The following is a 26,631-nucleotide window of genomic DNA, read 5'->3' as shown; positions in this document are numbered from 1 at the left end:
TTTTCTTATTGCATCAGCGCCACCGAGTCCGGCCCGGCACACGCAACGGCAATCCAGGCCGACGCGACCGCCAGGCCGCACGCGCTAGTGGCCGGCGGAACGATACGTCGACATCCCGGCGCCTAGTCGCCGCCCGACGACGGTCCCTCATCATCGTCCGACTCCCGCCCCGCCGCCGCTTTCGCGGCCGTCCGCAACAGCGCGATCTGTCCGCGATAGGCGCGGCATCCGCTGCAGGTCGGCAGATGCACGCGCACCTGCAGACGCTCGTGCAGCGTCAGATGCCGATCGAGCGCATCCGACAGCAGTCGTGTCACGTCAGTACATTTCCCCGGCAGCATCTTCGGTCGTCAGTCCTTTTTCGCTCAGGCAGGTTCGCAGGCGCGTGCGCGCACGGTACAGCAGCACGCTGCAATGATTCGTCGTCAGCGTCAATTCGCTGCAGATATCCACAATCTCGACATCGAGGAATTCGCGCATCATGAATACGCGTCCGATCTGCTCCGGCAGATGGTCGAGGCAGACCTGGAACAGCGTCCAGAATTGCTGTTGCTGCAACAGCGTTTCGGGCTTCGGCCACGGTCGCGGTTTCGCATGCGCGGCCCAATGCCCGTTGTCCTTGAACAGTTCGCGATCGAGTACGGATTCGCCGTCGAGCTCCGCATCGAGCGCGGTCAGGCTCACCATCCGCTGCCGCGCGCGCAGCACGTCGATCAGCTTGTTGCGCAGGATCCCGAACACCCAGGTCTTGTGGGCCGACAGCCCCGCGAACTCGCCGGCATGCGACCACGCGGCGGCCAGCGCTTCCTGCACGGCGTCTTCGGCCGCGTCGGCATCGCGGAGCTGGAGTCGTGCGAAGCGCAGCAGGTCGCGCCGCAGTTGCGCGAGATAGGCGGGATCGTCGTGTGCGGACGGCATGTCTGGTTGCAGTGTCTCGAAGCAATGGCAATCGCGCGAGCGCCACGGGAGCGGGCGTCGCGGTGCGAGCAGCTTACTGGGCGCGGTCCGCGCCTGCAACGCAATGTTCCGTCACGAATTCACGGAACCGGCCGCCGCGCTGCGCTATGCTTGCCGAACCCCGTGTCGCGCGTCGACCACGCCGCGCGGCGGGCAATCTGTAACGTCAGAGCATAACGGTCGAGTTATCCACAATTTCTGTGGAAAACCTTGTGGAAAGTCGGCCGGACGGCCCCGTGGGACGGCTCGCGGGCTGGCTTGCCTATAAACAGACCTTTGTCGCCCATTCGGAAGCAATCGATCCGATTCCTCACTCACCGGAAGGAGAATGCCATGTCCTATCGTATTGCGGTCGTCGTCGGCAGCCTGCGTCGCGCTTCGACGAATCGCGCGCTCGCGCACGCCGTGATCTCGCTTGCCCCCGCCGATTTTTCGTTCGAGTTCGTCGAGATCGGCGAGCTGCCGCTGTACAGCCAGGACTACGACGCGGATTTCCCGGAAGTCGCGAAGCGCTTCAAGCAGTCGATCGAAGCCGCCGATGCGCTGCTGTTCGTCACGCCCGAGTACAACCGGTCGATTCCGGGCGTGCTGAAGAATGCGCTCGACTGGGGCTCGCGCCCGTGGGGTTCGAACTCGTGGTCGGGCAAGCCGGGCGCGGTGCTCGGCACGTCGCCGGGCGCGGTGGGTACCGCGCTCGCGCAGCAGCACCTGCGCAACGTGCTCGCGTACCTCGACGTGAAGACTCTCGGTCAGCCCGAGATGTTCATCAAGCACGACCCGGCGCGCATCGACGAACAGGGGCAGATCGTCAGCGAGGACACCCGCAAGTTCCTGCAGGGCTTCGTCGATCGCTACGCGAGCTGGGTGCGCCTGCTGAAATCGGCGTGACGTCGTCGGCCTGATCGCCGCGCCCGTTCACGCGGTCGCGTCGGCGCCGCCCGCACACCGCGGGTCACGTGCCGGCGTGTCGCGCGTCCCGCGCTTCGCGGATGCCCAGCAGGATCTCGTCGAGCAGCGCGATGTCGAACGGCTTCGACAGCACGCGGACGTTGACGGTGCGCGTGCGGTCGAGCTCCTCCGCATAACCCGTGACGAGAATCACGGGCAGCTTCCCCGGCCGCTTTTCGACCGCTTCGGCCAGGTCGATGCCGTTCAGGCGGCCCGGCATGTGGATGTCCGAAATCACGAGGTCGAACGCGTCGTTCGCGGCGGCGCCTTCGATCAGGCGCAATGCATCGTCGGCGGTGGGCGCATAGGTGACGCGATGACCGAGCAGCGACAACAGCGCTTCCGTGCCGGCCGCGACTTCGCCGTTGTCCTCGACGAGCAGCACGTGCAGGCCGGCGAGCGCGCCGTTACCCGCATCGTGCGCGGCGGCCGCGGGCCGCGCGACGACATCCTCGGCACGCGCGCGCGGCAGGTACAGACGCACCGACGTACCCGCGCCGACCGCGCTGTCGATCGTCGCGAGGCCGCCCGAGCGTTCGCAGAACGCGAATACCTGCGGCAGGCCGAGCCCCGTGCCCATCCCCTGCGCCTTCGTCGTGAACAGCGGTTCGAAGGCGCGTGCGAGCACGTCGGGCGCCATGCCCGAACCCGTGTCGTCGAGCGAGATCTGCACGAAATCGCCCGTCAGCGGGAAACCGTCCTCGCGGCGCAGCGTGACGTTGCGCGCGCCGACCGTGAAGCGTCCGCCGGTCGCCATCGCGTCGCGCGCGTTGACCGCGAGATTGATCACCGCGAGCTCGAGTTCCGCGACGTCGACGCGGATCGGCCAGACGCCCGGCTCGATCGCGACGACCAGCGACGACTTCGACCCGAGCGACGTCTTCAGCAGCTCGCGGCACGTGCCGACCCATTGCCCGATGTCGATCGTCTCGTTGTGCAGCGGCTGCTTGCGCGCGACGCCGAGCAACTGGCGCGTGAGCGACTGCCCGTTCTTCAGCGCGCGTTCGATCGCGTCGAGCTCCTTGTCGAGATGCTGGACGCCGCGCCGCCGCGCGATCTGCACGTTGCTCGAGATGATCATCAGCAGATTGTTGAAGTCGTGCGCGACGCTGCCGACGAGATTGCCGAGCGCCTGCATCTTGCGCGACTGCCGGTACGCCGATTCGATCGAGCGCCGCATCGACGCTTCGGCCTGCCAGCGGTCCCATGCCTCCTCTTCCGCCTTCAGCCGCTTCAGCGACAGCCAGATCACGGACCACAGCGCGACCGACGGCGCGAACATCGAGATGAACAGCACGCTCAGGTGTTCGTACCATTCATGCCAGATCGCCGACGTGCGGTAGGCGCACGTCACATAAACGGGGTAGCTGCCGACCTGGCGATACGCGACGATCTCGCTGCTTGCGCCGTCGTGGCCCACGCGCACGACGCCCGCGCGTGGATCGTTGTGCGCGTTGCCGAACGTGACCGAGCGATCGGTGTGCGCCAGCGACGGCGGCGGCGGATACGATGCGATCACCGCGCCGTCCGAGCGCGCGAGCGCCATCGTCATCGGCGTGCTCGCGCCGCCGAGCAGGTCGCGGTAGAACGCGTTGAAATACGACGACTTCAGCGCGATCGACACCATGCCGGCGAACGAACCGTCGCTATGGCGTCGCGCGACGCCGGTGTTGAACACGGGAATGTTCTCGAGCTTGAGCGGCCCCATCATCAGTCGCGAGATGTGTTCGATGACCTTGCCGTCGCGGATGCCGGCGAAGTCGTCGCGGTTCGCGATCGACGCATACGGCGCCGGATAGTAGAGGCTGTTGGCGAGCAGCATCCCGCTCGCGCCGAAGATCGACACGGCGGCCACTTGCGGATAGCCGCCGCCGATCGTGTTCAGCGCCTCGTGGATGTCGGATTCCCTGCCGCGCACGGTCGCGTCGTCCATGTCCTGCACGAGGTCGACGATGCGCGCATCGAGCGTTTCGCTCAGGTCGAACACCTTGAGCGCGTGCTCCTCGGCCACGCGCACCGTGCGCATCGTCACGTCGCTCGCGGCGGCCTCGCGCGCCTTCAGGTCGCTGTACGCCATCACCACCACGTAGATGCACGGCAGCACGATCGCCGCGACGAGCAGCACGATCAGCGTCACGCGGCGCACCGCGAAATCGTGCTCGGGTGCGCCGGCCACGTAGCTGCCGTCGTCCTGCCAGTCGTCGGCTGGAGGGGGCGCGGGGGTGTGGGAGTCGGCAGGCCGTTCGGACGTCATCGAAAAAAGCGGGTGAGGCAGAGGTGCCTGCCATCATAAACGAGTTGCGACGGCCCGCCGCGGCGCCGTCCGGGCGCAATCCTGCCGTATATGACAGCGGTAAACCGTCAGATTGAAAACGCGACGAATCCGGCAGCGCAAACGTACACAAGGAAAAATTTTGCGTACTTATCTCGAAAATGGTCGTAGCTATTTTCGGAATGATGCGCGATCGGACCAATTCCGTTCGAAATGGCGAAAATGGCGAGTTGCATCGCCTCCGGTTTACTCCGAGAATCGCGCCTTGCTTTCCCTATGACAGATACATGCGCCCGCCGGCGATTGCCGCGCGGTGCGTCGCGCGCACCTGCGTCGCGGCGCCCGTGCGCGGCCGCAAGGCGGTTGCCCGCGCCGAAACGCATGGCACTAAAGAAATGCGCCGCGCGGTCGTTAACGCGAGAGAGACCATTCCGTATACCGCATCGCCCCATGCCTTTGCCGATTGTAATTGCCGACGATTCGCTGCTCGCTCGCAAACTGCTGACAAAGGCGCTGCCGGGAGATTGGGACGTCGACATCGCATATGCAGCGAATGGTCGTGAGGCCTTGGCGCTCTATCGTGACGGCAAAGCTTCCGTGATGTTTCTGGATCTGACGATGCCCGACATGAGCGGATATCAAGTCCTGGAAACACTGCGCCACGAAGATCTGAACACGTTCGTGATCGTGGTATCCGCCGATATTCAGCCGCAGGCGCAAGCACGCGTGCGCGAATTGGGCGCGATCGCATTCGTTGCCAAGCCCGTGACGTCGGAGGCATTGCTGCCCATTCTCAAGGAGTATGGGTTGTATGCCTGAATCGGTGTTCACGGCGGAGCAACGCGACGCGTTGCAGGAAATCGCCAACCTTGCAATGGGCCGCGCCGCCGCGCGGCTTGCGTTGCTGCTCGGGCACTTCATCGAGCTGTCGGTGCCGCGCGTGCGCGTCGTGAAAGCGGCCGACGCGAGTGACGCGCTGCGCGAGATGACGGGCATCCACGACAACGTGACCGCCGTGCGCCAGGGCTTCCGTTCCGACATCAAGGGCGAGGCGATCGTGCTGTGCCGCACGGCGGGCGTCGCGCGGCTGATGTCGGTCGTCGACCGTACGTTCGGCGACGGCGTGTACGGCGGGATGGCGACGCCGGACGAACTCGTGTTCGACGTCGCGAACGTGCTGATGGGCGCCTGCGTCGCGTCGATCCTCGACGAACTCGGCCGCAAGCCGGTGTTCTTTCCGCCGGGGCTGCTCGGCGCGAACGTGTCGTTCGACGACGTCTTCCAGCCGAACGAACTGGGATGGAGCGTCGCGCTGTTGCTCGAGGTGAACTTCGGGCTCGAGAACCACATGTTCCGCGCGCATTTCGTGATGTTGATGGCCGAGGATTCGATCCGGCTGATGGGCGACGCGCTCGACGCGTTGCTGTCCGCGCTATGACGGCCGCCGCCCCGTCGCTGAGCGACCTCGTGATCGAGCGGGTCGGCTTCGGCCTGTTCGTGCTCGACCGTTCGATGACGGTCCTGATGTGGAATCGCTTCATGCAGGACCACAGCGGGATCCCGGCCGCCGACGTGATCGGCCGCAACATCTTCGACCGCTTTCCCGACCTGCCGCGCGCGTGGCTGTCGCGCAAGCTCGAGAGCGTGTTCCAGCTCGGCAGCTTCGCATTCAGCTCGTGGGAGCAGCGGCCCTACCTGTTCCGCTTCGAGCACGATCGGCCGATCACGGGCGGCGTCGACTACATGCAGCAGGACTGCACGTTCATGCCGCTCACGCGCGGCCGCGACGTCGAGGCCGTGTGCGTGACGATCTCGGACGTCACGCATGTGAGCGTGATGCAGCGAGAGCGCGAGGAAGCGGTCGCGAAGCTGCGCGAGCACGCGAATCTCGACGGGCTGACCGGCATCGCGAACCGGCGCTTCTTCGAGGCGCGGCTCGGCGACGAATTCGCGCGCTGGCAGCGCTACGGCGGCGACCTGTCGGTGCTGCTGTTCGACCTCGACCACTTCAAGACGATCAACGACCGCTTCGGGCATGCGGCGGGCGATGCGGTGCTGCGCGAGACGGCGCGCCGCGTCGCGTCGATCGTGCGCGCGCAGGACACGTTCGGCCGTTTCGGCGGCGAGGAATTCGCGCTGCTGCTGCCGTGCACGAATCTCGACGAGGCGATGCGGGTGGCGGACAAGGTGCGCGAGGCGATCGGCAGCATGCCGGTCGATGCCGAGGGCGTCAGCGTGCCGGTCACGGCGAGCGTCGGCGGCGCGTGCGCGAAAGCCGGCGCGCCGAGCTGCGACGTGCTCGTCAACGAGGCCGATGCCGCGCTCTATCGGGCGAAGCGGCTCGGGCGCGATCGGTCGGTCGCGTACGCCGACTGACCGCGCCCGCTCGGCTCAGCTTTTCGCGATGTCGGCGAGCACGCCGGCCAGCACGGCCGGCTGCGACACGAACGGCGAGTGGCTGCTGTCGAGCTGGTGCACGTGGGTCGGGTTGCCGGGCGCGAAAGCGTCGGCTTCGTCGATGAAGCGCTGCTGCAGCGCGGGCAGGATCACGCGATCGGCCAGGCACTTGATGTAGTGACGGTCGATCGCGCCCCAGCGTGCGGCGGTCGTCGGGATCGCGGTCGCGAACGGCGCGGCCGGCACGTCGCAGCTCATCAGGTTCGCGACCGCGTCGAAATCGGCCTGCGGCACGTCTTCGTACAGCGCGCGCTTCATCGATTCGCGATACGCGGCGTCGCCGCTGTGCGGATCGACGCGCAGCGCGCCGGCCACGCGCGGGCTCGCGAGCATCAGCGGGCCGAGCTGCTCCCCGTTGTTTTCCGGCGCGCGCACGTAGTCGAGGCCCGGCACGCCCGAGGCGGGCATGAAAGCCGCGAGATAGACGATCTTCGCGATCTTGTCGGGCGCGCGTTCGGCGGCCGCCGTGATCGCGAGGCCGCCCATGCTGTGCCCGACCAGCACGACCTTGCCGCGGCCGAGCGCGTACGCGTCGTCGACGGCCTGCGTCACCTGCGTCGCGTAGTCGTCGAGCGTCGTGTTCGCGACCGGCGACGGCTCGGCGCCGAACGCGTCCTTGTCGAGCGGCCGGGCGAGATACGACGCGGGAAAGCGTGCATGGATGCCGTGCGCGGGCAGGTCGCGGGCGATCGACAGATAGCCGCGCGCGGCCAGCGCGGCCGCCACGTGGGCATAGCACCACGCGCCATGCCACGCGCCGTGCACGAGCACGAAGACGGGATGATCGGACTGCGGGGTGGCGGGGTCGTTCGTCTCCATGGTGTCCGTATTTTTTTCGAGAAAGGTGTCATCTTAGACGAACCGGCCGGCATCGAGATGCGCTCGCGCGGCGCGTTTCTTGACCGGCAACGATCCGTCCCTTTGTGTCGCGCAGGCCACATTTCGTTCGGATCCGATTTGAATTTGTGCCGAAGCGCGCTAATTTGTTGCTTTGCCTGCGATTGCGCCCCATGAACGTCGACTATCTCTTCTACCGGAAGCCGAACAAACCCGGCCCCTATTCGCTCGACGACCTGGGCGACATCGCGCCGCCGATCGGCCCGGGGGCCTTGGTGCGTGAGGGGATCGCGCGCGTGTTCGAGCAGATCGACTGGCAGGAATCGCCCGACGTGCCGGGCGCGTGGTTCGGTACGGGCGGCGCGGTTTTCCAGTTCACCGCGGAGCCCGACGGCCGCGTGACGAGCTTCATGGGCTCGCGCCTCGAGCGCCGCTCGATGCTGCAGCTCACGCGCGAAATGGGGCTCATCGCGCTCGATCTGCAGCGCGACATCGTCTACGGCTGACGTGCTTTCGGGCGGCCGGTCGCAAAGGCCGGCCGCACCGGCCCGCCGGTGGCGCTCGCCACCTCGCCGGACATGGCGCGCGTCCGCCATCGAACTTCAAAGATTGCTATACTTTCGCCCAATTCCGGCTTCCGGCCGGTAATTTGTGCCTGTCTGCGTCGATCGTTCGCATATCTCGCACGCATTCGACGCCCTGACCATCCCAGCCGGGCATGGCTTCTTCAATCGCCCCGCGTGGGTGTCTCCGTGGAGCTTCGTCTTGGCCGTTTCCCATTCCGTCGTGGACGAACAAGAAACCGACGCCGCTGCCGTCACATCGGGCAGCTCCTTCTATCTGGCGATGCGCATCCTGCCGGCCGTGCAGCGCGATGCGATGTTCCAGGTCTACGCGTTTTGCCGCGCGGTCGACGACATCGCCGACAGCGACCTGCCGCGCGCCGAGCGCACCGCGGGCCTGAATCGCTGGCGCGCGGACATCGACGCGTGCTTCGCCGGCCGCCCGCCGCGCCACCTCGCCGCGCTCGATCGCGAGATCCGCGCGTTCGACCTGCAGCGCGACGATTTCCACGCGATGATCGACGGGATGGCGATGGACGCGGTGGAAGACATCTGCGCGCCCGACGAGCCGACGCTCGACCTCTTCTGCGATCGCGTGGCGAGCGCGGCCGGCCGGCTGTCGGTGAGGATTTTCGGGATGCCGGAAGCCGAAGGGATCACGCTGTCGCACCACCTCGGCCGCGCGCTGCAACTGACGAACATCCTGCGCGACATCGACGACGACGCGGCGATCAACCGGTGCTACCTGCCGCGTGAGCTGCTCGCGCGCGAAGGCATCGCGATCGCCGATCCGGCGACGATCGTGCGCGATCCGGCGCTGCCGCGCGTGTGCGCGACGCTCGTCGAGCGCGCGCTCGAGCACTTTCGCCAGGCCGACGCGGTGATGGATACCTGCCCGCGTGCGCAGGTGAAGGCGCCGCGCATCATGTCGGGCGCGTATCGCTGCATTCTCGAGGCCGCGATCGCACGCGGCTTTGCTGCGCCGCGCGCGCCGCTGCGCAAGCCGAAGGCGCGCATGCTGATGATCGCCGCGCGCTACGCGCTGTTCTGAGTCGGCCGACGCGATGCCCAGAACCGTCCACGTGATCGGCGCAGGACTCGCGGGCCTGTCGGCCGCGGTCGAGCTGCAACGTCGCGGGCGGCGCATCGTGCTGCACGACGCGCATGCGCACGCGGGCGGTCGCTGCCGCTCCTGGTTCGACGGGACGCTGAACACGACGCTCGACAGCGGGCTGCACACGGTTTTCGCGGGACAGCCCGCGACGCAGCGCTACCTGCGCGCGATCGGCGCGGCCGATCAGCTCGCGGGGCCCGCGCTGGCTGAATTTCCGGTCATGGACCTCGCGTCGCAGCAGCGCTGGACGCTGCGTTTCGGCAACGGCCGCTGGCCGTCGTGGCTGTTCGATGCCGCGTCGCGCGCGCCGGGCACGACGCCGCTCGACTACCTCGCGCTGGCCCCGCTCGCGTTCGCCCGCACGGGCCGCTCGCTCGCGCAGACGATGCGATGCGACGGCGTGCTGTGGGATCGCTGGCTGCGACCGTATTTCCTCGGGGTGCTGAATATCGAGCCGCGCCACGCGAGCGCCGAACTCGCGCGCGCCGCACTGTGCGGCACGTTTGCCGCGGGCGGCCCCGGCTGCCGTCCGCTCGTCGCGCGCCGCGGGCTCGGTAGCGCGTTCGTCGAACCCGCGCTGCGGATGCTGCAATACGGCGGCGCGCAGATCCGCCTGAATTCGCGGCTCGACGCGTTCGAATTCGGCGCGCACGGCAATGCGGTCGATGCGGTGTCGGTCGGCGGCGAACGCATCGATCTCGCGCCGGGCGACGCGGTCGTGCTGGCCGTGCCGCCCGAGGTCGCGCAGCCGCTCGTGCCCGAACTCACCGCGCCCGACACGTTCAGCGCGGTCGTGACCGCGTATTTCGCGGTCGAATCGCCGGCCGGCCCTCCGCTGCAGACGACCGTCGTCAACGGCGTCGTCGATGCGGTGCGGACCGGCGATGGCCTGCTCGCGGCGGCGATCCGCGATGCGGGCCGCTGGCTCGACATGCCGCGCGACACGCTCGCGCGGCGCATCTGGGAAGACGTCGCGCGCGTGACCGGCGCGAACCCGGAAACCATCCCCGCGTGGCAGCTCGTCGTCGAGCCGCGCGCGGGCTTTGCGGCGGTGCCGTCGCAGGAAATGAAACGTCCGGCCGTGCGTACGCGCTGGACCAATCTTGTACTCGCGGGCGACTGGATTGCCACCGGCCTGCCCGCCACGATCGAGGGCGCGATCCGTTCCGGCCAGCTGGCCGCGGACGTGCTCCAGACGCAATAAAGAGAGGGACCGATGAACGATCTCACCGAAATGGCTACCTTGTCCGCCGGCGCCGTGCCGGCCGACGTCGACGCGGCTGTCGCGCGCGCGACCGATGCGCTGCTGGCCGCGCAGCAAGCGGACGGACACTGGGTCTACGAACTCGAAGCCGATTCGACGATTCCCGCCGAATACGTGCTGCTCGTCCACTATCTGGGCGAGACGCCGAACCTCGAGCTCGAACAGAAGATCGGCAAGTATCTGCGCCGCATCCAGCAGGCCGACGGCGGCTGGCCGCTGTTCACCGACGGCGCACCGAACATCAGCGCGAGCGTGAAGGCGTATTTCGCGCTGAAGGTGATCGGCGACGACGAGAACGCCGAGCACATGCAGCGCGCGCGCCGCGCCATCCACGCGATGGGCGGCGCCGAGATGTCGAACGTGTTCACGCGTATCCAGCTCGCGCTGTACGGTGCGATTCCGTGGCGCGCGGTGCCGATGATGCCGGTCGAGATCATGCTGCTGCCGCAGTGGTTCCCGTTCCACTTGTCGAAGGTGTCGTACTGGGCGCGCACGGTGATCGTGCCGCTGCTGGTGCTGAACGCGAAGCGTCCGCTCGCGAAGAACCCGCGCGGCGTGCGCATCGACGAGCTGTTCATCGACCCGCCCGTCAACGCCGGGCTGCTGCCGCGCCAGGGGCACCAGAGCGCCGGCTGGTTCGCGTTCTTCCGCGTGGTCGACCATGCGCTGCGCGCGGTCGACGGCCTGTTCCCGAGCTACACGCGCGAACGCGCGATCCGCCAGGCCGTGTCGTTCGTCGACGAGCGCCTGAACGGCGAGGACGGCCTCGGCGCGATCTATCCGGCGATGGCCAACGCGGTGATGATGTACGACGTGCTCGGCTACGCGGAAGATCATCCGAACCGCGCGATCGCGCGCAAGGCGCTCGACAAGCTGCTCGTCGTGCACGACGACGAAGCGTATTGCCAGCCGTGCCTGTCGCCCGTGTGGGACACGTCGCTCGTTGCGCACGCGCTGCTCGAGACCGGCGATGCGCGTGCGCAGGAAGCCGTGCTGCGCGGCCTCGAATGGCTGCGTCCGCTGCAGATCCTCGACGTGCGCGGCGACTGGATCTCGCGCCGCCCGAACGTGCGGCCCGGCGGCTGGGCGTTCCAGTACGCGAACGCGCACTACCCGGATGTCGACGATACGGCCGTGGTCGTGATGGCGATGGATCGTGCGCAGAAGCTCACGGAGTCGGACACGTATCGCGAATCGATGGCGCGTGCGCGCGAATGGGTCGTCGGCATGCAGAGCAGCGACGGCGGCTGGGGCGCGTTCGAACCGGAAAACACGCAGTACTACCTGAACAACATCCCGTTCTCCGATCACGGCGCGCTGCTCGATCCGCCGACGGCCGACGTGTCGGGCCGCTGCCTGTCGATGCTGTCGCAGCTCGGCGAGACGCCGCTGAACAGCGAGCCGGCCCGCCGCGCGCTCGACTACATGCTGAAGGAACAGGAGCCGGACGGCAGCTGGTACGGCCGCTGGGGGATGAACTACGTGTACGGCACGTGGACGGCCCTGTGCTCGCTGAACGCGGCCGGCCTGACGCCGGACGACCCGCGCATGAAGCGCGCGGCGCAATGGCTGCTGTCGATCCAGAACAAGGACGGCGGCTGGGGCGAGGACGGCGACAGCTACAAACTGAACTACCGCGGTTACGAGCAGGCGCCGAGCACGGCGTCGCAGACGGCCTGGGCGCTGCTCGGCCTGATGGCGGCGGGCGAGGTGAACAACCCGGCCGTGGCGCGCGGCGTCGACTACCTGGTCGCGCAGCAGAACGAAGAAGGCTTGTGGGACGAGACGCGCTTCACGGCGACGGGCTTCCCGCGCGTGTTCTACCTGCGCTACCACGGCTATCGCAAGTTCTTCCCGCTGTGGGCGCTCGCGCGCTACCGCAACCTGAAGCGCGCGAACGCGACGCGCGTGACGGTCGGGATGTAACGCGTGCCGGCGACGCAACACAACGGCGCATTGCCCGTCATCGCGGTCACGGGGATGGCATTCGAGGCGCGCATCGCGCGCGGCGACGGCGTCGAGGCCGTGTTCGCCGCGCGGGCCGACCGGCTCGAGCGCGCACTGGCCGAAGCGACCGCGCGCGGTTGCGCGGGCATCGTCAGCTTCGGCACCGCGGGCGGGCTCGCGCCCGACCTCGCGCCGGGCGCGCTCGTGATCGCGGACGCGATCGACGGGCCGTTCGGCCGCGTACAGACCGATGCGAGCTGGAGCGCGCGGCTCGTCGCCGCGCTGCATGACACGCCGGTGTGGGCGCGCGTCACGCGCGGCACGATCGCGGCGGTCGGCGCGCCGGTGGTCAGCGAACAGGAAAAGACGTCGCTGCATCGCGCGAAGGGCGCGCTGGCCGTCGACATGGAGTCGCACATCGCAGCGGCCTTCGCGGCCGCGCGCGGCGTGCCGTTCGCGGTGTGCCGCGCGATCGTCGATCCGGCGTGGCGCACGCTGCCGCGCGCGGCGACGGCCGGCCTGCGCGACGACGGCAGCACGGCGATCCTGCCGATCCTGCGCGAACTGCTGAAGCAGCCGTCGCAGCTTGGTCCGTTGCTGCAGGTCGCGGGCGATGCGCGCGCGGCGCGCACGACGTTGATCCAGGCGCGGCATGCGTTCGAGCGTGCGGGGGCGATGCGGATCGTCTGAGCGGCGTTCGCTGCTGTCGTATCCCCCGCTTCCCGGTTTGCTGCCGTTTCGTGCGGACAAAAAAAGAGCGCTGCTGATGCAGCGCTCTTTGCTTTTGCGTGGCCGCCGTTGCGGCGTTACTGCGCGGCCGGGCTGCTTGCCGGCAGCGTCGGCATTGCCGGCGCGATCGGCGCACCGTTGGCGGCCGGCGCCGTCGTCGCACCGACCGAAGCGGCCGCCGGTGCAGCCGCCGGCGCAGCAGCAGGCGCACTCGCCGGCATCGCATTATCCGCACCCGGATCGTCGTACTGCGGCAGGCCCGGCGCGGCCGGCGTGTTGTTCGGCGCCGCGCCCGATGCGCCGCCCGACTCGCCCGGATCCTCATAGTTCGGCAAGCCGCCCGGCGTGGTCGGCGTGGCCGCCGGCACCGCGCCCGCTTCACCCGGCTCCGCGTAGTTCGGTGCCGCGGCCGATGCCGACTGGCCGCGATACGTCAGCGACTTGCGCTGCTGCAGATACGCATCGCGGACGAACGAATACGGATCCAGCGCGGCCTGCTTCAACAGGTCGGTCGCCCCGAGCAGGTCCGAGCGCGCGCTGATGAACTGCGCGATGTACATCGGATTGCGCGCGGCCGGCTCGATGTAGTTCAGCAGGTTGAAGCGCACGTCCACCGCGCGGCCGACGCCGTCGCGGATCGTGCTCGGCCCGAACACGGGCAGCACGAGGTACGGGCCGGACGGCATGCCCCAGCGCGCCATCGTCAGCCCGAAATCCTGGTGATGCTTCGGCAGCCCGGCCGGCGTCGCGATGTCGATCAGGCCGGCGACGCCGAACAGCGAGTTCATCGCCACGCGCATCAGATCCTGCGTCGCATCGGTGATGCGCAACTGCAGCAGGTTGTTCGCCATGTTGCCGAGATCGCCGAGGTTCGAGAAGAAGTTGCTGATCGCAGTGCGCACCGGCGTCGGCGTGACCTTCTGGTAGCCCTTCGCGATCGGCTGGGCGATGTTCGTGTCGACCGTGTCGTTGAACTTGTACATCGCCCGGTTCATCGGCTCGAGCGGGTCGTTGGGATTGCGGTTCGGTCCCGTCGCGCAGCCGGTCAGCATCGCGCTGGCGGCGACGGTCGCCGCAATGATTCGCACCTTATTCATTGATTCCTTGCGATTGGTTCTTGGCGCGTTTGACGCGCGGTTTGCCCATCAGGACGGGCTGGAACACCACGGCGCCGATCAGCGTACAGGTCAGGGCCAGCGCGAGCAGCTTGCCCATGCTCGACGTGCCCGGATGGTGCGACAGCCACAGGCTGCCGAAGGCGGTCGCCGTCGTCGCGGCGCTGAACAGCACGGCGTGCGTGAGGCTCGAATGCAGCAGCCCCGTCTGCCCCGCGCGCCATGCCATCACGAAATACACCTTGAACGCGACGCCGACGCCGAGCATCAGCGGCAGCGCGATGATGTTTGCGAAGTTCAGCGACATGCCGAGCACGACGCACATCTCGAGCGTCACGATGCCCGACACGAGCAGCGGCACCAGCGTGCGCAGCACGTCGCCAAAGCGGCGCAGCGTGACCCACAGCAGGACCGTGATCGAGATGATCGACCACAGCGCCGCGTGCAGGAACGCGTTGATGATCGTGTCGGCCGAATGCAGGATCGAGATCGGCCCGCCGGTCGCGCCCGGTTCCGCCGCCTTCACGGCCTTGGCGAAACGGCGCAGCATCGTGTCGTCGCCCGGGTCGACGCCCTTCGGCACCTTCGGCGAGATCTGCACGAGCGAGTGGCCGTCCGGCGCGACCCAGTCGCGCACGATCTGCGGCGGCAGCGATTCGCGCGTGATGTCCTGCGGCTGCAGCAGCGCGGCGAGCTGGTTGAGCGCGATGCGCAGCGTATCGGAGAACGCGCGTTCGGCACGGTCGCGCGTCGCGCTGTCGGCGGCGGCGAGCTTCGCGAGCGACGCGGACAGGTGCTGCGCGGCCGCGGCGCCCGGGCCGGGGTGATCCTCGGCCGCATAGCTCAGCAGATCCGACACGCGCTTGAGCGCGGCCACGCGTTGCGCGTCGGTCGCGGGCGGCGCGGCCGGCTGCGTCAGCGCGGGCAGCAGTTCGCTCGCGGCCACGGCGATCGCCGCGCGCTTGGCCGGCTGGTCGGCGGGGATGAAGGTCGACAGCGTGGTCGTGCGGCCGACTTCGGGCAGCGCGTCGAGGCGCTTCGCGGCCGCGTCGGCTTGCGCGAGCGATGGCGCGAGCAGCGTGACGTCGTTGACGGCGGCTTCCGGCGAATCCTTCAGCGCGAGCAGCGTCGCCATCGATTCGCTGTTCGGGTCCTTCAGGTGCAGCGGGTTGAAGTCGAAATGCAGGAACGCGAGCAGCGGCAGCGCGCCGATCACGACCGTCAGCGTGCCGATCAGGATCGGCTTGCGATGGCGATCGAGGTAATCGTCGACCGGCGCGAGCCACGGGAAGCCCGGCGTCCTCGATTCGCCCGGCGGCGCGAACAGGCGCAGCAGCGCGGGCAGCAGCGTGAGCGTGGTCAGCAGCGCGACGAACATGCCGACGCCCGCGATCAGGCCGAGCTCGGACACGCCGCGATACGCAGTGGGGATGAACGAGAAGAAGCTCGCGGCGACGGCCGCGGTGGCGAGCGCGAGCGGCATGCCCATCGAGTGCGCGGCGCCGATCAGCGCGTGGTCGATGCGCTCGTCGCGGAAGCGTTCCTCGCGGTACTTCACGCCGTACTGGATCGAGAAGTCGACGCCGAGGCCGACGAACAGCACCATGAACGCGACCGAGATCATGTTCAGCGAGCCGACCATCGCAAGGCCGAGCGCGGCCGTCACGACGAGGCCGACGAACAGCGTGACGAGCACCGAGCCGATCATCCGCTTCGAGCGCAGCGCCAGCCACAGGATGACGAGCACGGCGAGCAGCGTGAGCACGCCGTTGAGCGCGGCGCCGTCTTCGACCGACGCGAATTCGTCGTCGGCGAGCGGCTGTTCGCCGGTCAGGCGCACGGCCGCGCCGTAGCGCTTTTCGAGGTCGAGCGAGCGGGCCGCGTCGCGGATCACCTGGCTCGTTGCCGCGCCGGCCTTTAGCGCACCGTAGTTGACCACCGGCTGCACGGTGACGAACGCGCGCGCGGGCTGCCGCGCGGCGTCGTTGTCGACCAGCGCGCGCCACGAGAACGCGGCCGGCTTGCCGGCCAGCACGTCGTCGACCGTCGCCGCGCTGCGCGCGAGCAGCTTCGCCATCGCGGGCAGCTTCACCTGGCCGGTGAGGAGCGGCTGGCCGAGCGTGGTGGACAGCGTGGTGGCGAGGCCGGTGAGGCTCGGGTTCTTCGCGAGTTCGTTGACGAGCGGGCGCGCGCTCGCGAGCTGCGCGGTCGTATCCGAGACCTCCTGCGGCGACAGGAACAGCAGCCCGTTGTGCTCGAAGAACGGGCCGCCGCCCGGTTCGGCGACCGGGCCGATGCGGCCGGCGTCGGCGTCCTTCTGCAGCGCTTCGGTCAGCGCATGCGCGGCGGCCGTCGCGAATTCGGGCGCGGGCGCCTCGACGACCGCGAGGATCGTGCCGTTGCGTTGCGGGAACGCCTTGTCGACCGCCTGGCCGAGCGCGGCCCATTGCGGTTCCGCATCGACGAGCTTGCTGATGTCGGTGTTGATCTTGAAATGCTGCGCGACGTAGACGCCGCTGCAGGCGGCGATGACGAGCGACAGGACGACGACCCAGACGGGGCGGCGCACCGACCACGCAACGAGTCGGACGATGAGAGATGTCACCATGTGGCGGTGGGGAGCGGCTGGCTAGGGCAAAGTAGCCAAGTATACCGGCGCAGCGCGGCGACGGTCGTGACGTTGCGGAGAATCGGGGCGGGAAGGATATTTGCTCCCGGCGTGGCAATCGGATCGCGCGGCCGGATCATTTGTATGCAGATATTTACATAATCGCCGCGGCGATGCGTCGACGCGCCGCCAAGCGCCTGTGACAAACGACGCTGAAAGGTAACAGTCGGTCACCGCGCGGCAACGCGGCGGCAGGCCCGGTATACTTTGCTCCACCGGCCGATGCAAAGAGCCGGCCGTTTTTTCCCATCGAGTGCGAAATTCGTATGAAACGTCATCTGTTTGCTTTCGTCGCGGCGGCCGCCGTGTCGGTTTCCGCTTTCGCGCAGAGCGCGCCGGTCGATATCGTCCGCACGGCGGTCGAGGGCACCGTCAATGCGATGAAGGCCGATCCGGCCGCGCGCGGCGGTGACATGGCGAAGATCACGCAGGTCGTCGAGCAGCGCTTCCTGCCCGTGACCAACTTCGAGCGCACGACCCGCATCGCGGTCGGCGACGCGTGGAAGCAGGCCACGCCGCAACAGCAGCAGGAGCTGTACAAGCAGTTCCGGTTGCTGATGACGCGCACCTACGCCGCGTCGCTCGCGCAGCTCGGCAACCAGGACGCGAAGTTCTCGTTCAAGGCCGGCGGCGCGTCGGGCGCCGATGCGCTCGTGCAGTCGACGGTCACGACGCCGGGCGACAGCCAGTCGGTCGGCTATCGTCTCGGCAAGGTCGGCAACGACTGGAAGATCTACGACATCGACATGTCGGGCGCGTGGCTGATCCAGGTCTACCAGGGCCAGTTCAAGAGCCAGCTCGCGGCGGGCGGGATCGACGGGCTGATCGCGTATCTGCAGAAGCACAATTCGCGGACGAACTGACGGCTGTTGCGCGTTGTTCGGATGCAAGGAAGGCGCCTTCGGGCGCCTTTTCTATTCGTAGGTCGGTCGAACGAGGGTGGCTACGGCGAGTAGGCTGACTCAGCGAATCACATACGAAGCGAGAAAAAACAGCATCGTAGGGGTAATCCGTTGGCTAACGGGATTTCCTGCGAGTCACGACAATTGCGCCGGCCATTGCGAAAATTAAAATCAATCCGCCCCATGTGACGAAAAATAGATTCGCGATCTCCGGGTCCGTGTCGAAGAGGCTTCCCTCGCCATGCAGGACGAATGCCCCGTACACGTAGAGCGCTCCCCAGCAGAACATTGTCGCGAGCGCTCCACCGACAAGTGCGCCTGCTACCACAGTCACGAGTTTCATTTGACGGGAAAAAACAAGATGGTTTTCGAATTTCGGAAATCCGACCAGATGCCCGGTAGGACTATATTCCATGAGATCCGCACGCCTGATCCGAAGCCGGTGAGTTTGCTCCCGTTCCAGAGGTCGACGTGACCGCCGCTCAAGTTGTCCGGTGAGTCGCCATCCTGAAGCCAATAGCCGTCGAAGAATATGATTCCGGTCCGACCGGATACCCTACTCGCCCAATTCGGGCCCGTGATGTTCTCGGGGGCCAGTACTCCCGCGATCGGCCGCAGCTTCAACCACTCCGCAAACTCGTATGCGCGAGTCGCGGTCGGTTTGCCGTCGATCAGAAGGCGGCCCAGCGCCGGTTTGCCTGGCATCGGCCGAACCCACTTCTGCGAAAACGACTTCATTGCGATGCCGACCTTGTGCAGCGTCACGCTCATCCGGATCGCACACTGGTTCTTGTACTGTCCGTTCGGATCATCGTACGGGTTACCGTGAGCGTAGTTCTTCCACAGCTCGGAAAACGTCACCGACTTCAGCTCGACTTCCTTGTACGAGTTTTGCACGGCGGTCGTCCTGACGACTGTTTTTCCGTTCGGCATTAAGCGTCTCCGTCCGATCTCGCGAGCGCTTCGTCGCCCCAATAGACCGTGTACTCGTCGCTGTCGGTCGTATGGATGCGCGGCAGGCACCCGGTGCTGTCGAGCCTGCCTGAATGAATGCGCCCGTCCGATGTTTCGATGATGTAGGGATAGTCTGGTGACGCGCCGTTTCCGACGGCGCGGACGCATTCGTCGTAGGCACCTGCGGCTAAGCTCGTGACATTGCCTGCCCGGTTCAGTCCGGAAGTAACGATGCCTGCCGCTTCCGCCTGGTCGTCGCACCATGAATTGCCGGAGAGCAGCGCGACGATGCGCGGTGGTGACGAGCATCGACATTGAACGATGTCGCCGTCGGCCGCCGTCTCACCCATGAATTCAATGCGCTTGGGGCCGCCCATCTCTTCGCAGAACGCGAGGCCGCCGATCAGCGCAACCTGATGGCCAGCGTCGCCAAACGTGAACGGCGGCCCTGCGTAGGCGAAAATGTGTCCGCCGGTTTCCAGCGTGTCACCGACAACGGCGATACGGCGCATCATGATTTCGCTCCTCGATCCAGGTCACCGATATCAGCCGGTGATGCCGGGGGCCGCATGACGAGTTCACGCGTGTCATGCGAATCACGAGCACGGTGCTCGTTTCGGCAAGCGAAAGAATTCCATCGCCCCAGGGTGAGGTCGATTGGACAAGTATGAAATTTGAAAGTGAATTGCGCGTCGCGCGAGCAATCCGAGTTCGCGCCTACCGCCGCCGATGCTCGACCGCGAACTTGATCAGCTCGGCCTGCCCTTCGATCTCCAGCTTGCGTTTCAGGTTGAGCCGGTGCGTCTCGACCGTGCGCACCGACAGCCCCGTCTGTTGCGCGATCTGCTTGCTCGACAGCCCTTCGGCCAGCGCGTCGAGGATGTCGCGCTCGCGCGGCGTCAGCCGGTCCAGCGGCGATGCCGTCGCGCTGGCCTGGATCATCCGCGCGGCCAGCCCTTCGCTGAAGAAGGTCTGCCCGGCCAGCACCACGCCGATCGCGCGGACGATCTCGCTCGCGGGCGAATCCTTCAGCAGGTAGCCGCTCGCGCCGGCGCGCACCGCCTGCGTCACGTACTCGATGTTGTCGTGCATCGACAGCATCAGCACGCGAATGCCCGGAAAACGCTCATGGAACACGCCCGCGAGCGTGATGCCGTTCATTCCGTTCATGCCGACGTCCATCAGCGCGAGATCGGGTTCGAGCGATGCGGCCAGCGCGAGCGCCTCGTCCGCGTTGCCGGCCTCGCCGACCACGGACAGGTCGGCCGCTTCGAGCCGCATCCGCAAGCCGTCGCGCACGAGCGGGTGATCGTCGACGAGCAGCAGTCGCGCGGCGGGCCGGGCGGTATCGGGGGCGCTCATGGGCAAAGGTCTCCGGGTAGGGTGTGCGTGCTCAGGCGGCGGCGCGCCGCAGCGGCACGCGCGCGGCCACGACGGTATGGCCGACCTGCGACGTGATCGTCAGCGTGCCGTCGAGCGCGTCGAGGCGCTCGCGCATGTTGCGCAGGCCGATGCCGCGGCGCGCGTCGGCCTGCGAGCGTTCGGCGTCGAAGCCGCAGCCGTTGTCGGCGATGGTCAGCGTGACGGATTGTGCGCCGACGTCGAGCGTGACGGCCGCGCGCGACGCCCGCGCATGATGCACGATGTTGCTCAGCGCTTCCTGCGCGATCCGGAACAGCGCGGTGTTGACGGCTTCGGGCAGCGGCCGCGTGCCGCCGTGCGCGACCTGCGTGTAACCGATGTCGATGCCGCTTTCCGCGCCCAGCTCGCGCACGAGTTGCTCGAGCGCGGCCGCGAGGCCGAGATCGTCGAGCATCGACGGGCGCAGCGCGTGCGAGATGCGTCGGACTTCGCGCAGCGTGTCGCCGAGCCGCCCGACGCCCGACGCGAGCGCCTGTTCGGCTTCGGGCACGCGCGACGTGCCGCGCTCGAAGCGCGCAAGCGCGGATTCGAGCATCAGCTTCGCGGACACCATCATCTGGCTGATCCCGTCGTGCAGTTCGCGCGACAGCCGCGCGCGCTCCTGCTCCTGCGATTCGACGACGCGCTGCGCGAGCAGCTTGAGCTTCGCATCTGCGCTGCGCGACTCGCTGACGTTCAGTACCAGCGCGCACACGGCGATCGCCGCCGCGCCGGTGAGCGCGATCGCGGTGAGCCAGCTCATCGTGCGCTCGATGTTCGCGGACGCGCGCGCATCGATGCGCTGCAGCGCGGTGTCGACGTCGTCGAGATAGATGCCGGTGCCGACCATCCAGCCCCAGCGCTCGAGCGCGACGACGTAGCCGAGCTTCGGCGCGACGCGGCCCGTCGACGGCCGCTGCCATGCGTAACGCACGTAGCCGCCGCCCTGCGACGCCGCGCCGATCAGCTTCTGGATCGTGAGCGCGCCCTGCGGGTCGCGCATCGACCAGAAATTGTGGCCGACGCGCTCGGGCTCGCGCGGATGCATCAGCGAATTGCCGTGCAGGTCGTAGACGAAGAAATAGCCGTCGGGGCCGAAATCCATCTTCTGCAGCATCGCGAGGGCCTGCGTGCGCAGCAGCGCGTCGTCGCGCGCATTGCGGCCGCTCGCGTCGTAGAGCGGCATGATCGCGCTCGTCGCGAGCTCGACGTAGTGCTTCAGCTCGACTTCCTTGCTCGACAGGTACGCGGCCTGGATCGTCGCGTGCTGCGTGCGCGCGAGCGACGTCGCCTGCTGGCGCACGCCGAAGCCGATGCCGGCGATCGCGAGCAGGAACGGCACGATGGCCAGAAGGAAGATCTTTGCCTTGAGTCTCATGGTGGTGCGAAGCGGCCGGCCTGCGCGGGCGGCTAGGCGCGGCCGGCTAGGCGCGCAGGCCGGGCGCATCGGCCGCGCGGCGGCGCGGTGGCATATCGAGCCGGTATTGTCGGCGATTTTGCATGCGGGCGGCGGCGGCCGTCCCGCCGCTGCCCGTGCGCTCAGGCGCGCCGCGATTCGCGAGTGTCGGGCGACGTGGCCGCCTGCACGGCGATGCGGTTGCGCCCGCCTTCCTTCGCCCGATACAGCGCATCGTCGGCCCGCTTCAGCGCGGCCTGGATGTTGTCGTCGTGTTCGGGATAGCTGGTCGTCACGCCGATGCTCACCGTCAGGCGGCCGACCGTGCCTGCGTCGTGCCGGATGCCGAGATCGAGGATGCCCGTGCGGATGGTTTCGGCGATCGTCACCGCGCCGTCCGTATCGATGTCCGGCAGCACGACGACGAATTCCTCGCCGCCGTAGCGCGCCGCATAGTCGGCCGGGCGGCGCAGGCAGCCGGCGATGCAGTGGCCGACCGCGGCGAGTGCGTCGTCGCCGGCCTGGTGGCCCTGCGTGTCGTTGTAGCGCTTGAAGTCGTCGACGTCGATGAACAGCAGCGACAGCGCATGTTGCGAGCGCGCGGCGCGGCGCCATTCGCGCGCGAGCGTGACGTCGAGCATCCGGCGGTTGTCGAGACCCGTCAGGCCGTCGGTGCGTGCGAGCGCCTGCAGCTCGGTTTCCGCGCGATGGCGTTTGCGCAGTTGCACGTCGAGGAGCAGCGACAGGCCGACGAAGCCGATCGCGAGCGCGACCATCGCGGAGCCGATCGGAATCGCACGGTCGTACCACGCGGCGTAGGTGTCCGCTTCCGAGCGCGCGACCATGACGATGAGCGGCAGGTGCTCGAGGTGCCGGAACACGTACAGGCGCCGCACGCCGTCGATCGTCGCGGTATCGGCGAAGCTGCCTTCGTTGGCGGTCATGAAGTGCCGGAACGTGCTCGCGCGGCTGATGTCGCGGCCGACGATCTTGGGGTCGTACGGCTCGCGCGCGACCATCCTGCCATCCGTGTTGATCAGCGCGACCGAGCCGCGATCGCCGAGCGACAGGCGCGAGAACAGGTTCTGGAAATATTCGAGCCGGATCGACATCACCGCGACGCCGCCGAACGATCCGTCGGGCCGCGTGATCCGCCGGCTGAGCGCGATGCTCGGCGAGCCGCCGCGCAGCCGCGAGTGATACGGGGGGCTGACGTACAGGCCGACGTCGGGGTTGTCGCGGTGCACGGTGAAGTACGGTTCGTTGGCGAAGTTGGCCTTGCGCGGCACGTCGCTCATGCCGTCGACCGCGATGTCGCCTTTCGCGTCGAGCACGTAGATGCCGCCGAGGTACTTGGCGGTCGTCGCGCGGTCGAACAGCACCTGGCGGCGCAGCGCCATCGGCAGCCGGGTCACCGCCGGGTCGTTCGCGCCTTCGACGACCGCCTGCAGCGACAGCGAATAGATCTCGATGTTGCGTTCGATGTCCCACGACGCCATCAGCGCGAGGTTCTGCTGCATGCTGCGCGAGCGGTCGCGCGCGTCGATGCGGCCTTCGTACAGCACGATCCCGCACAGCAGCAGCAGGATCAGCGCAATCAGCAGCCCCGTATAGAAGATCAGGTGCGGCAGGAGGGACCGGCGCAGATGAGCGGCGACACGGCTCGTCACGCCGGATTCGCTGGGCATTGCGTAGTCGGTTTCTGCCATGGTCCGTGGATCGGGGGCATCGTCGCCGGGCGGCGGGCCGATGCGATTGTTCGTATGACTACCGGTGGCGATCCGGTGCGCGCCCTTCCCGTGCCAGCCTTCCGTTCAGCGGAGAAACCGGGCACCGATTATCGACAATCGCGGCCCGAGAAACCGATAAACCGGGTATTCACAGGTAACGTCTGCTGCAATTCGACCATCTGACGAATCGCGACGTGAATTGAACGGAGTATAACGCGCGTGTTTGCGCGCGCGGAAAATGTTGCAACCCATTGATCGGGATCAAATTTCAGCGTAATCCCGGGCTTGCAAATATCGGGCGGAGCGTTGCCGCGCAAGGCTTTGCGGCAGCGCGGAAAACGTCGCGCGGCGTACGGCCGCGGACGCACGGGGATTAACGCCGGGCGAGCACCGCACGCGAAAGCGCGCGACATGTACCGATTATTGGTTTCAACGGCCGGGTGCCCGCGAATATGAGAACGGGCAGCCGCGCGGGCTGCCCGTTTTGCAAGATCGGCGTACGACCGGCGCCCGGCATGCGGGCGAGCCCGCATGCGCGGGTTCAGGCGCCGTGCTGTTGCGCCTTGAACGTGAGCCGGAACCGATGCAGCAGCGGCTCGGTATAGCCGCTCGGCTGCGACGTGCCTTGCAGCGCGAGCGCGCACGCGGCCTTGAACGCGGTCGACTGGTCGTAGCCGGGCGCCATCGGGCGATAGTTCGGGTCGCCCGCGTTCTGCTGGTCGACGACGCGGGCCATGCGCTTGAACACGTCGAGCACGAACGCCTCGGTGATCACGCCATGGCGCAACCAGTTCGCGATGTGCTGGCTCGAAATGCGCAGCGTCGCGCGATCTTCCATCAGGCCGACGTCGTGAATGTCCGGCACCTTCGAGCAGCCGACGCCCTGTTCGACCCAGCGCACGACGTAACCGAGGATGCCCTGCGCGTTGTTCTCGACCTCGCTCAGGATCTCGGCCTCGCTCCACGCGGCGCGTTCGACGACCGGCACGGTCAGCAGCCCTTCGAGCAGCGCGTCGCGCTCGCTCGCGTACGGCGTCTTTTCGAGTTCCTGCTGGACGGCCTGCACGTCGACGAGGTGGTAGTGCAGCGCGTGCAGCGTCGCGGCGGTCGGCGACGGCACCCAGGCGGTGTTCGCGCCGGCGCGCGGATGCGCGATCTTCTGCTCGAGCATCGCATGCATCAGGTCCGGCATCGCCCACATGCCCTTGCCGATCTGCGCGCGGCCGCGCAGGCCGGCCGACAGGCCCGCGAGCACGTTGTTGCGCTCGTACGACTGGATCCACGCCGACGATTTCATGTCGCCCTTGCGGATCATCGGGCCCGCTTCCATCGCGGTGTGCATCTCGTCGCCGGTGCGGTCGAGGAAGCCGGTGTTGATGAACGCGACGCGCGCGGCGGCTGCCGCGATGCACGCGGCGAGGTTCACGCTGGTGCGGCGCTCCTCGTCCATGATGCCCATCTTCAGCGTGTTGCGCGGCAGCGCGTACAGATCCTCGATGCGCGCGAACAGCGTGTCGGCGAACGCGACTTCGGCCGGGCCGTGCATCTTCGGCTTCACGATGTAGATCGAGCCCGTGCGCGAGTTGCGCTTCGCCTTCAGGTCGTGCAGCGCGCACAGCGTCGTGACGACGCCGTCGAGGATCCCTTCCGGAATCTCGTTGCCGTCGCGATCGAGCACCGCGCCGTTGGTCATCAGGTGGCCGACGTTGCGCACGAACAGCAGCGAGCGGCCGTGCAGCGACAGCGTGCCGCCGGCCGGCGTCGTGTACTCGCGATCGGCGTTCAGGCGGCGCGTAAACGTCTTGCCGCCCTTCGCGACTTCCTCGACGAGCGTGCCCTGCATCAGGCCGAGCCAGTTGCGGTAGAGCTGGACCTTGTCGTCGGCGTCGACCGCCGCGACCGAATCCTCGCAGTCGATGATCGTGCTGACCGCCGCTTCGAGCACGACATCCTTCACGTTCGCGAGATCGGCGCGGCCGATCGGCGTCGACGCGTCGATCTGGATCTCGAGATGCAGGCCGTTGTGCTTCAGCAGGATCGCGGACGGCGCATCGGCCGCGCCCTGGTAGCCGACGAACTGCGCCGGCTGCGCGAGCGCGACGTTGCCCTTCGCGGTTTCGACCGCGAGCTGGCCGTCCTGCACGCGGTAGCGCAGCACGTCGCGGTGCGAGCCGCTCGCGAGCGGCGCCGCGTTGTCGAGCACGTTGCGCGCATAGTCGATCACGCGTTGGCCGCGCGTCGGGTTGTAGGCCGCGGTGCGTTCGGCGCCGCCGTCTTCGGGCAGCGCGTCGGTGCCGTACAGCGCGTCGTACAGGCTGCCCCAGCGGGCGTTCGCGGCGTTCAGCGCATAGCGCGCGTTCGACAGCGGCACGACGAGCTGCGGGCCGGCCTGCGTGGCGATCTCGCTGTCGACGTTCGCGGTGGCTGCCGCGACGTTCGACGGGACCGGCACGAGGTAGCCGATCTGTTCGAGGAACGCGCGATACGCGGCATGGTCGCGTACCGGGCCCGGGTGCGCGCGATGCCACGCGTCGAGTTCCTGCTGCAGGCGGTCGCGCTCGGCGAGCAGTGCGCGGTTGCGCGGCGCGAGGTCGTGCACCAGCGCCGAGAAACCGCTCCAGAACGCGGCCTTGTCGATGCCGGTGCCCGGCAGCGCTTCGTTTTCAATGAACTGGCTCAGCGCTGGCGCGACTTGCAGTCCTGCTTGGTCGATCATCGTGATTCCTCCCGGGGAATTGAAAAACGCGCGCGCGTTGGCTGTAGGGCCTGTTCACGCTAATAACGGGCTTGCGCAGGCCCCACGAATGCATTTTTCCAAATGGGGAACGTGCCTTTCCGCCCGCATGGCGGCGTCGTGCGTCGCTTGTTTGGCACGGCCAAACGGCGCTCCTTACTCCTTGCCCTGCGGGCGGAAAGGCACGTTCGCAAGCCTGTTATTAGCGTGAACAGGCCCTATGCCACGACGCTTTGTGTACCAGCGCGGGCGATCTGCGCGTCCTGTTCGGACTTTACGCCAGACACACCGATCGCGCCTGCAATCCGGCCGTCGACCGTGACCGGCACGCCGCCTTCGAGTAACCCCGTCAGCGGCGCGCTCAGGAACGCGGTGCGGCCACCGTTGATCATATCCTCATACGCCTTCGTCTCGCGACGGCCGAGCGCCGCCGCGCGCGCCTTGTCCTGCGCGATGGCGCTGCTGGCCGGCGATGCGCCGTTCAGCCGCGCGAACGCGAGCAGGTGGCCGCCATCGTCGACGACGGCGATCGACATGGCCCAGCCGTGGCGTTCCGCTTCCGCGCGGGCCGCGGCGAGCATGCGCTCGGCATCGGCCAGTTCGAGTTCGGGTTTCGTTTGCATGGCTTTCCTCCGGAATAGGT

The 26,631-nt window shown here is 67.7% G+C and carries 23 protein-coding genes; 10 read left to right on the top strand and 13 right to left on the bottom strand.

Translation table 11 applies throughout. The features are described 5' to 3' along the window. Positions 1-122: 122 nt before the first annotated feature. Together CFB49_RS28540 and CFB49_RS28535 are read right to left on the bottom strand one after the other, a co-directional pair. Entirely contained in the window at positions 123-341 is a 219-nt protein-coding gene (locus CFB49_RS28540; protein WP_069619670.1) for a zf-HC2 domain-containing protein, read from the bottom strand. Further along, positions 319-918 (bottom strand): RNA polymerase factor sigma-70, encoded by a 600-nt coding sequence (locus tag CFB49_RS28535; protein ID WP_050013473.1) that lies wholly within the window; start codon positions 916-918, stop codon positions 319-321. The genes CFB49_RS28540 and CFB49_RS28535 overlap by 23 nt, the downstream gene beginning before the upstream one ends. A gap of 372 nt (positions 919-1,290) precedes the next feature. Between CFB49_RS28535 and CFB49_RS28530 the strand changes: the two genes are divergently transcribed. After that, positions 1,291-1,845, top strand: coding sequence for an NADPH-dependent FMN reductase (locus tag CFB49_RS28530; protein WP_069619671.1), 555 nt, complete (start codon positions 1,291-1,293; stop codon positions 1,843-1,845). Positions 1,846-1,909: 64 nt separating this feature from the next. On the opposite strand, the gene CFB49_RS28525 is transcribed toward CFB49_RS28530, so the two are convergent. Beyond that, positions 1,910-4,159 (bottom strand): hybrid sensor histidine kinase/response regulator, encoded by a 2,250-nt coding sequence (locus CFB49_RS28525; RefSeq protein ID WP_089492988.1) that lies wholly within the window; start codon positions 4,157-4,159, stop codon positions 1,910-1,912. A gap of 468 nt (positions 4,160-4,627) precedes the next feature. Here CFB49_RS28525 and CFB49_RS28520 point away from each other — a divergent pair, with 468 nt between their 5' ends. Genes CFB49_RS28520 through CFB49_RS28510 form a run of 3 tightly spaced genes read left to right on the top strand, consistent with a single transcriptional unit; the run spans position 4,628 to position 6,553 of the window. After that, positions 4,628-4,996: a response regulator gene (locus CFB49_RS28520; protein ID WP_050013470.1), complete on the top strand. Its 369-nt coding sequence runs from the start codon at positions 4,628-4,630 to the stop codon at positions 4,994-4,996. After that, the gene (locus tag CFB49_RS28515; protein WP_050013469.1) at positions 4,989-5,615 is read left to right on the top strand and encodes a chemotaxis protein CheC; all 627 of its coding nucleotides are present in this window, start codon (positions 4,989-4,991) and stop codon (positions 5,613-5,615) included. The genes CFB49_RS28520 and CFB49_RS28515 overlap by 8 nt, the downstream gene beginning before the upstream one ends. Beyond that, the gene (locus CFB49_RS28510) at positions 5,612-6,553 is read left to right on the top strand and encodes a GGDEF domain-containing protein (RefSeq protein ID WP_069619673.1); all 942 of its coding nucleotides are present in this window, start codon (positions 5,612-5,614) and stop codon (positions 6,551-6,553) included. Before CFB49_RS28515 ends, CFB49_RS28510 begins: the two co-directional genes overlap by 4 nt. A 15-nt stretch (positions 6,554-6,568) precedes the next feature. On the opposite strand, the gene CFB49_RS28505 is transcribed toward CFB49_RS28510, so the two are convergent. Continuing rightward, a complete protein-coding gene (locus tag CFB49_RS28505; RefSeq protein ID WP_089437339.1) occupies positions 6,569-7,453 on the bottom strand; it encodes an alpha/beta fold hydrolase in 885 nt (294 codons plus the stop codon). A 191-nt stretch (positions 7,454-7,644) separates the two neighbouring features. Between CFB49_RS28505 and CFB49_RS28500 the strand changes: the two genes are divergently transcribed. From CFB49_RS28500 to CFB49_RS28475, 5 genes are all read left to right on the top strand, one after another. Continuing rightward, the gene (locus CFB49_RS28500) at positions 7,645-7,977 is read left to right on the top strand and encodes a hypothetical protein (RefSeq protein WP_069619675.1); all 333 of its coding nucleotides are present in this window, start codon (positions 7,645-7,647) and stop codon (positions 7,975-7,977) included. A 259-nt stretch (positions 7,978-8,236) separates the two neighbouring features. After that, positions 8,237-9,085 (top strand): presqualene diphosphate synthase HpnD, encoded by an 849-nt coding sequence (gene hpnD, locus CFB49_RS28490; protein WP_069619676.1) that lies wholly within the window; start codon positions 8,237-8,239, stop codon positions 9,083-9,085. 13 nt (positions 9,086-9,098) lie between these two features. Then, the gene (hpnE, locus tag CFB49_RS28485; RefSeq protein ID WP_089437338.1) at positions 9,099-10,352 is read left to right on the top strand and encodes a hydroxysqualene dehydroxylase HpnE; all 1,254 of its coding nucleotides are present in this window, start codon (positions 9,099-9,101) and stop codon (positions 10,350-10,352) included. Between the two features lie 12 nt (positions 10,353-10,364). Further along, a complete protein-coding gene (shc, locus tag CFB49_RS28480) occupies positions 10,365-12,338 on the top strand; it encodes a squalene--hopene cyclase (RefSeq protein WP_089492987.1) in 1,974 nt (657 codons plus the stop codon). Positions 12,339-12,341: 3 nt separating this feature from the next. Beyond that, positions 12,342-13,049 carry a phosphorylase gene (locus CFB49_RS28475; protein ID WP_089492986.1) on the top strand — a complete coding sequence of 236 codons (708 nt, stop codon included), beginning with the start codon at positions 12,342-12,344 and terminating at the stop codon, positions 13,047-13,049. 116 nt (positions 13,050-13,165) lie between these two features. Here the strand turns inward: CFB49_RS28475 and CFB49_RS28470 are convergent, their stop codons facing one another. Both CFB49_RS28470 and CFB49_RS28465 read right to left on the bottom strand, forming a co-directional pair. Further along, a complete protein-coding gene (locus CFB49_RS28470; RefSeq protein ID WP_089492985.1) occupies positions 13,166-14,185 on the bottom strand; it encodes an MlaA family lipoprotein in 1,020 nt (339 codons plus the stop codon). Beyond that, positions 14,178-16,811 carry an MMPL family transporter gene (locus CFB49_RS28465; RefSeq protein WP_089437335.1) on the bottom strand — a complete coding sequence of 878 codons (2,634 nt, stop codon included), beginning with the start codon at positions 16,809-16,811 and terminating at the stop codon, positions 14,178-14,180. The genes CFB49_RS28470 and CFB49_RS28465 overlap by 8 nt, the downstream gene beginning before the upstream one ends. A 326-nt stretch (positions 16,812-17,137) precedes the next feature. On the opposite strand from CFB49_RS28465, the gene CFB49_RS28460 reads away from it, so the two are divergent. Next, the gene (locus CFB49_RS28460; protein WP_069619683.1) at positions 17,138-17,734 is read left to right on the top strand and encodes an MlaC/ttg2D family ABC transporter substrate-binding protein; all 597 of its coding nucleotides are present in this window, start codon (positions 17,138-17,140) and stop codon (positions 17,732-17,734) included. Between the two features lie 378 nt (positions 17,735-18,112). Here the strand turns inward: CFB49_RS28460 and CFB49_RS28450 are convergent, their stop codons facing one another. The 7 genes from CFB49_RS28450 to CFB49_RS28420 all read right to left on the bottom strand — a co-directional run bounded on the left by CFB49_RS28450 (position 18,113) and on the right by CFB49_RS28420 (position 26,611). Continuing rightward, positions 18,113-18,706: a type VI secretion system amidase effector protein Tae4 gene (locus tag CFB49_RS28450; RefSeq protein WP_069621736.1), complete on the bottom strand. Its 594-nt coding sequence runs from the start codon at positions 18,704-18,706 to the stop codon at positions 18,113-18,115. Next, the gene (locus CFB49_RS28445; protein WP_089492983.1) at positions 18,706-19,242 is read right to left on the bottom strand and encodes a hypothetical protein; all 537 of its coding nucleotides are present in this window, start codon (positions 19,240-19,242) and stop codon (positions 18,706-18,708) included. Before CFB49_RS28445 ends, CFB49_RS28450 begins: the two co-directional genes overlap by 1 nt. 202 nt (positions 19,243-19,444) lie before the next feature. Then, positions 19,445-20,089 carry a response regulator gene (locus CFB49_RS28440; protein ID WP_069621734.1) on the bottom strand — a complete coding sequence of 215 codons (645 nt, stop codon included), beginning with the start codon at positions 20,087-20,089 and terminating at the stop codon, positions 19,445-19,447. A 31-nt stretch (positions 20,090-20,120) separates the two neighbouring features. Then, complete coding sequence (locus tag CFB49_RS28435) at positions 20,121-21,506, bottom strand: cache domain-containing protein (protein WP_069621733.1); 1,386 nt, start codon at positions 21,504-21,506, stop codon at positions 20,121-20,123. Positions 21,507-21,667: 161 nt separating this feature from the next. After that, a complete protein-coding gene (locus CFB49_RS28430; protein ID WP_069621732.1) occupies positions 21,668-23,233 on the bottom strand; it encodes a sensor domain-containing diguanylate cyclase in 1,566 nt (521 codons plus the stop codon). 562 nt (positions 23,234-23,795) lie between these two features. Beyond that, on the bottom strand, positions 23,796-25,970 hold the full coding sequence (locus CFB49_RS28425; RefSeq protein WP_089492982.1) for a malate synthase G: 2,175 nt from the start codon (positions 25,968-25,970) through the stop codon (positions 23,796-23,798). A 236-nt stretch (positions 25,971-26,206) separates the two neighbouring features. Continuing rightward, positions 26,207-26,611 carry a GlcG/HbpS family heme-binding protein gene (locus CFB49_RS28420; RefSeq protein WP_089492981.1) on the bottom strand — a complete coding sequence of 135 codons (405 nt, stop codon included), beginning with the start codon at positions 26,609-26,611 and terminating at the stop codon, positions 26,207-26,209. Positions 26,612-26,631 lie beyond the last annotated feature (20 nt).

It is taken from the genome of Burkholderia sp. AU17457 (assembly GCF_002223255.1).
Taxonomy (GTDB): domain Bacteria; phylum Pseudomonadota; class Gammaproteobacteria; order Burkholderiales; family Burkholderiaceae; genus Burkholderia; species Burkholderia sola.
Note: the sequence above shows the minus strand (reverse complement) of the source record. Positions and strands in the feature narration are given on the sequence as shown.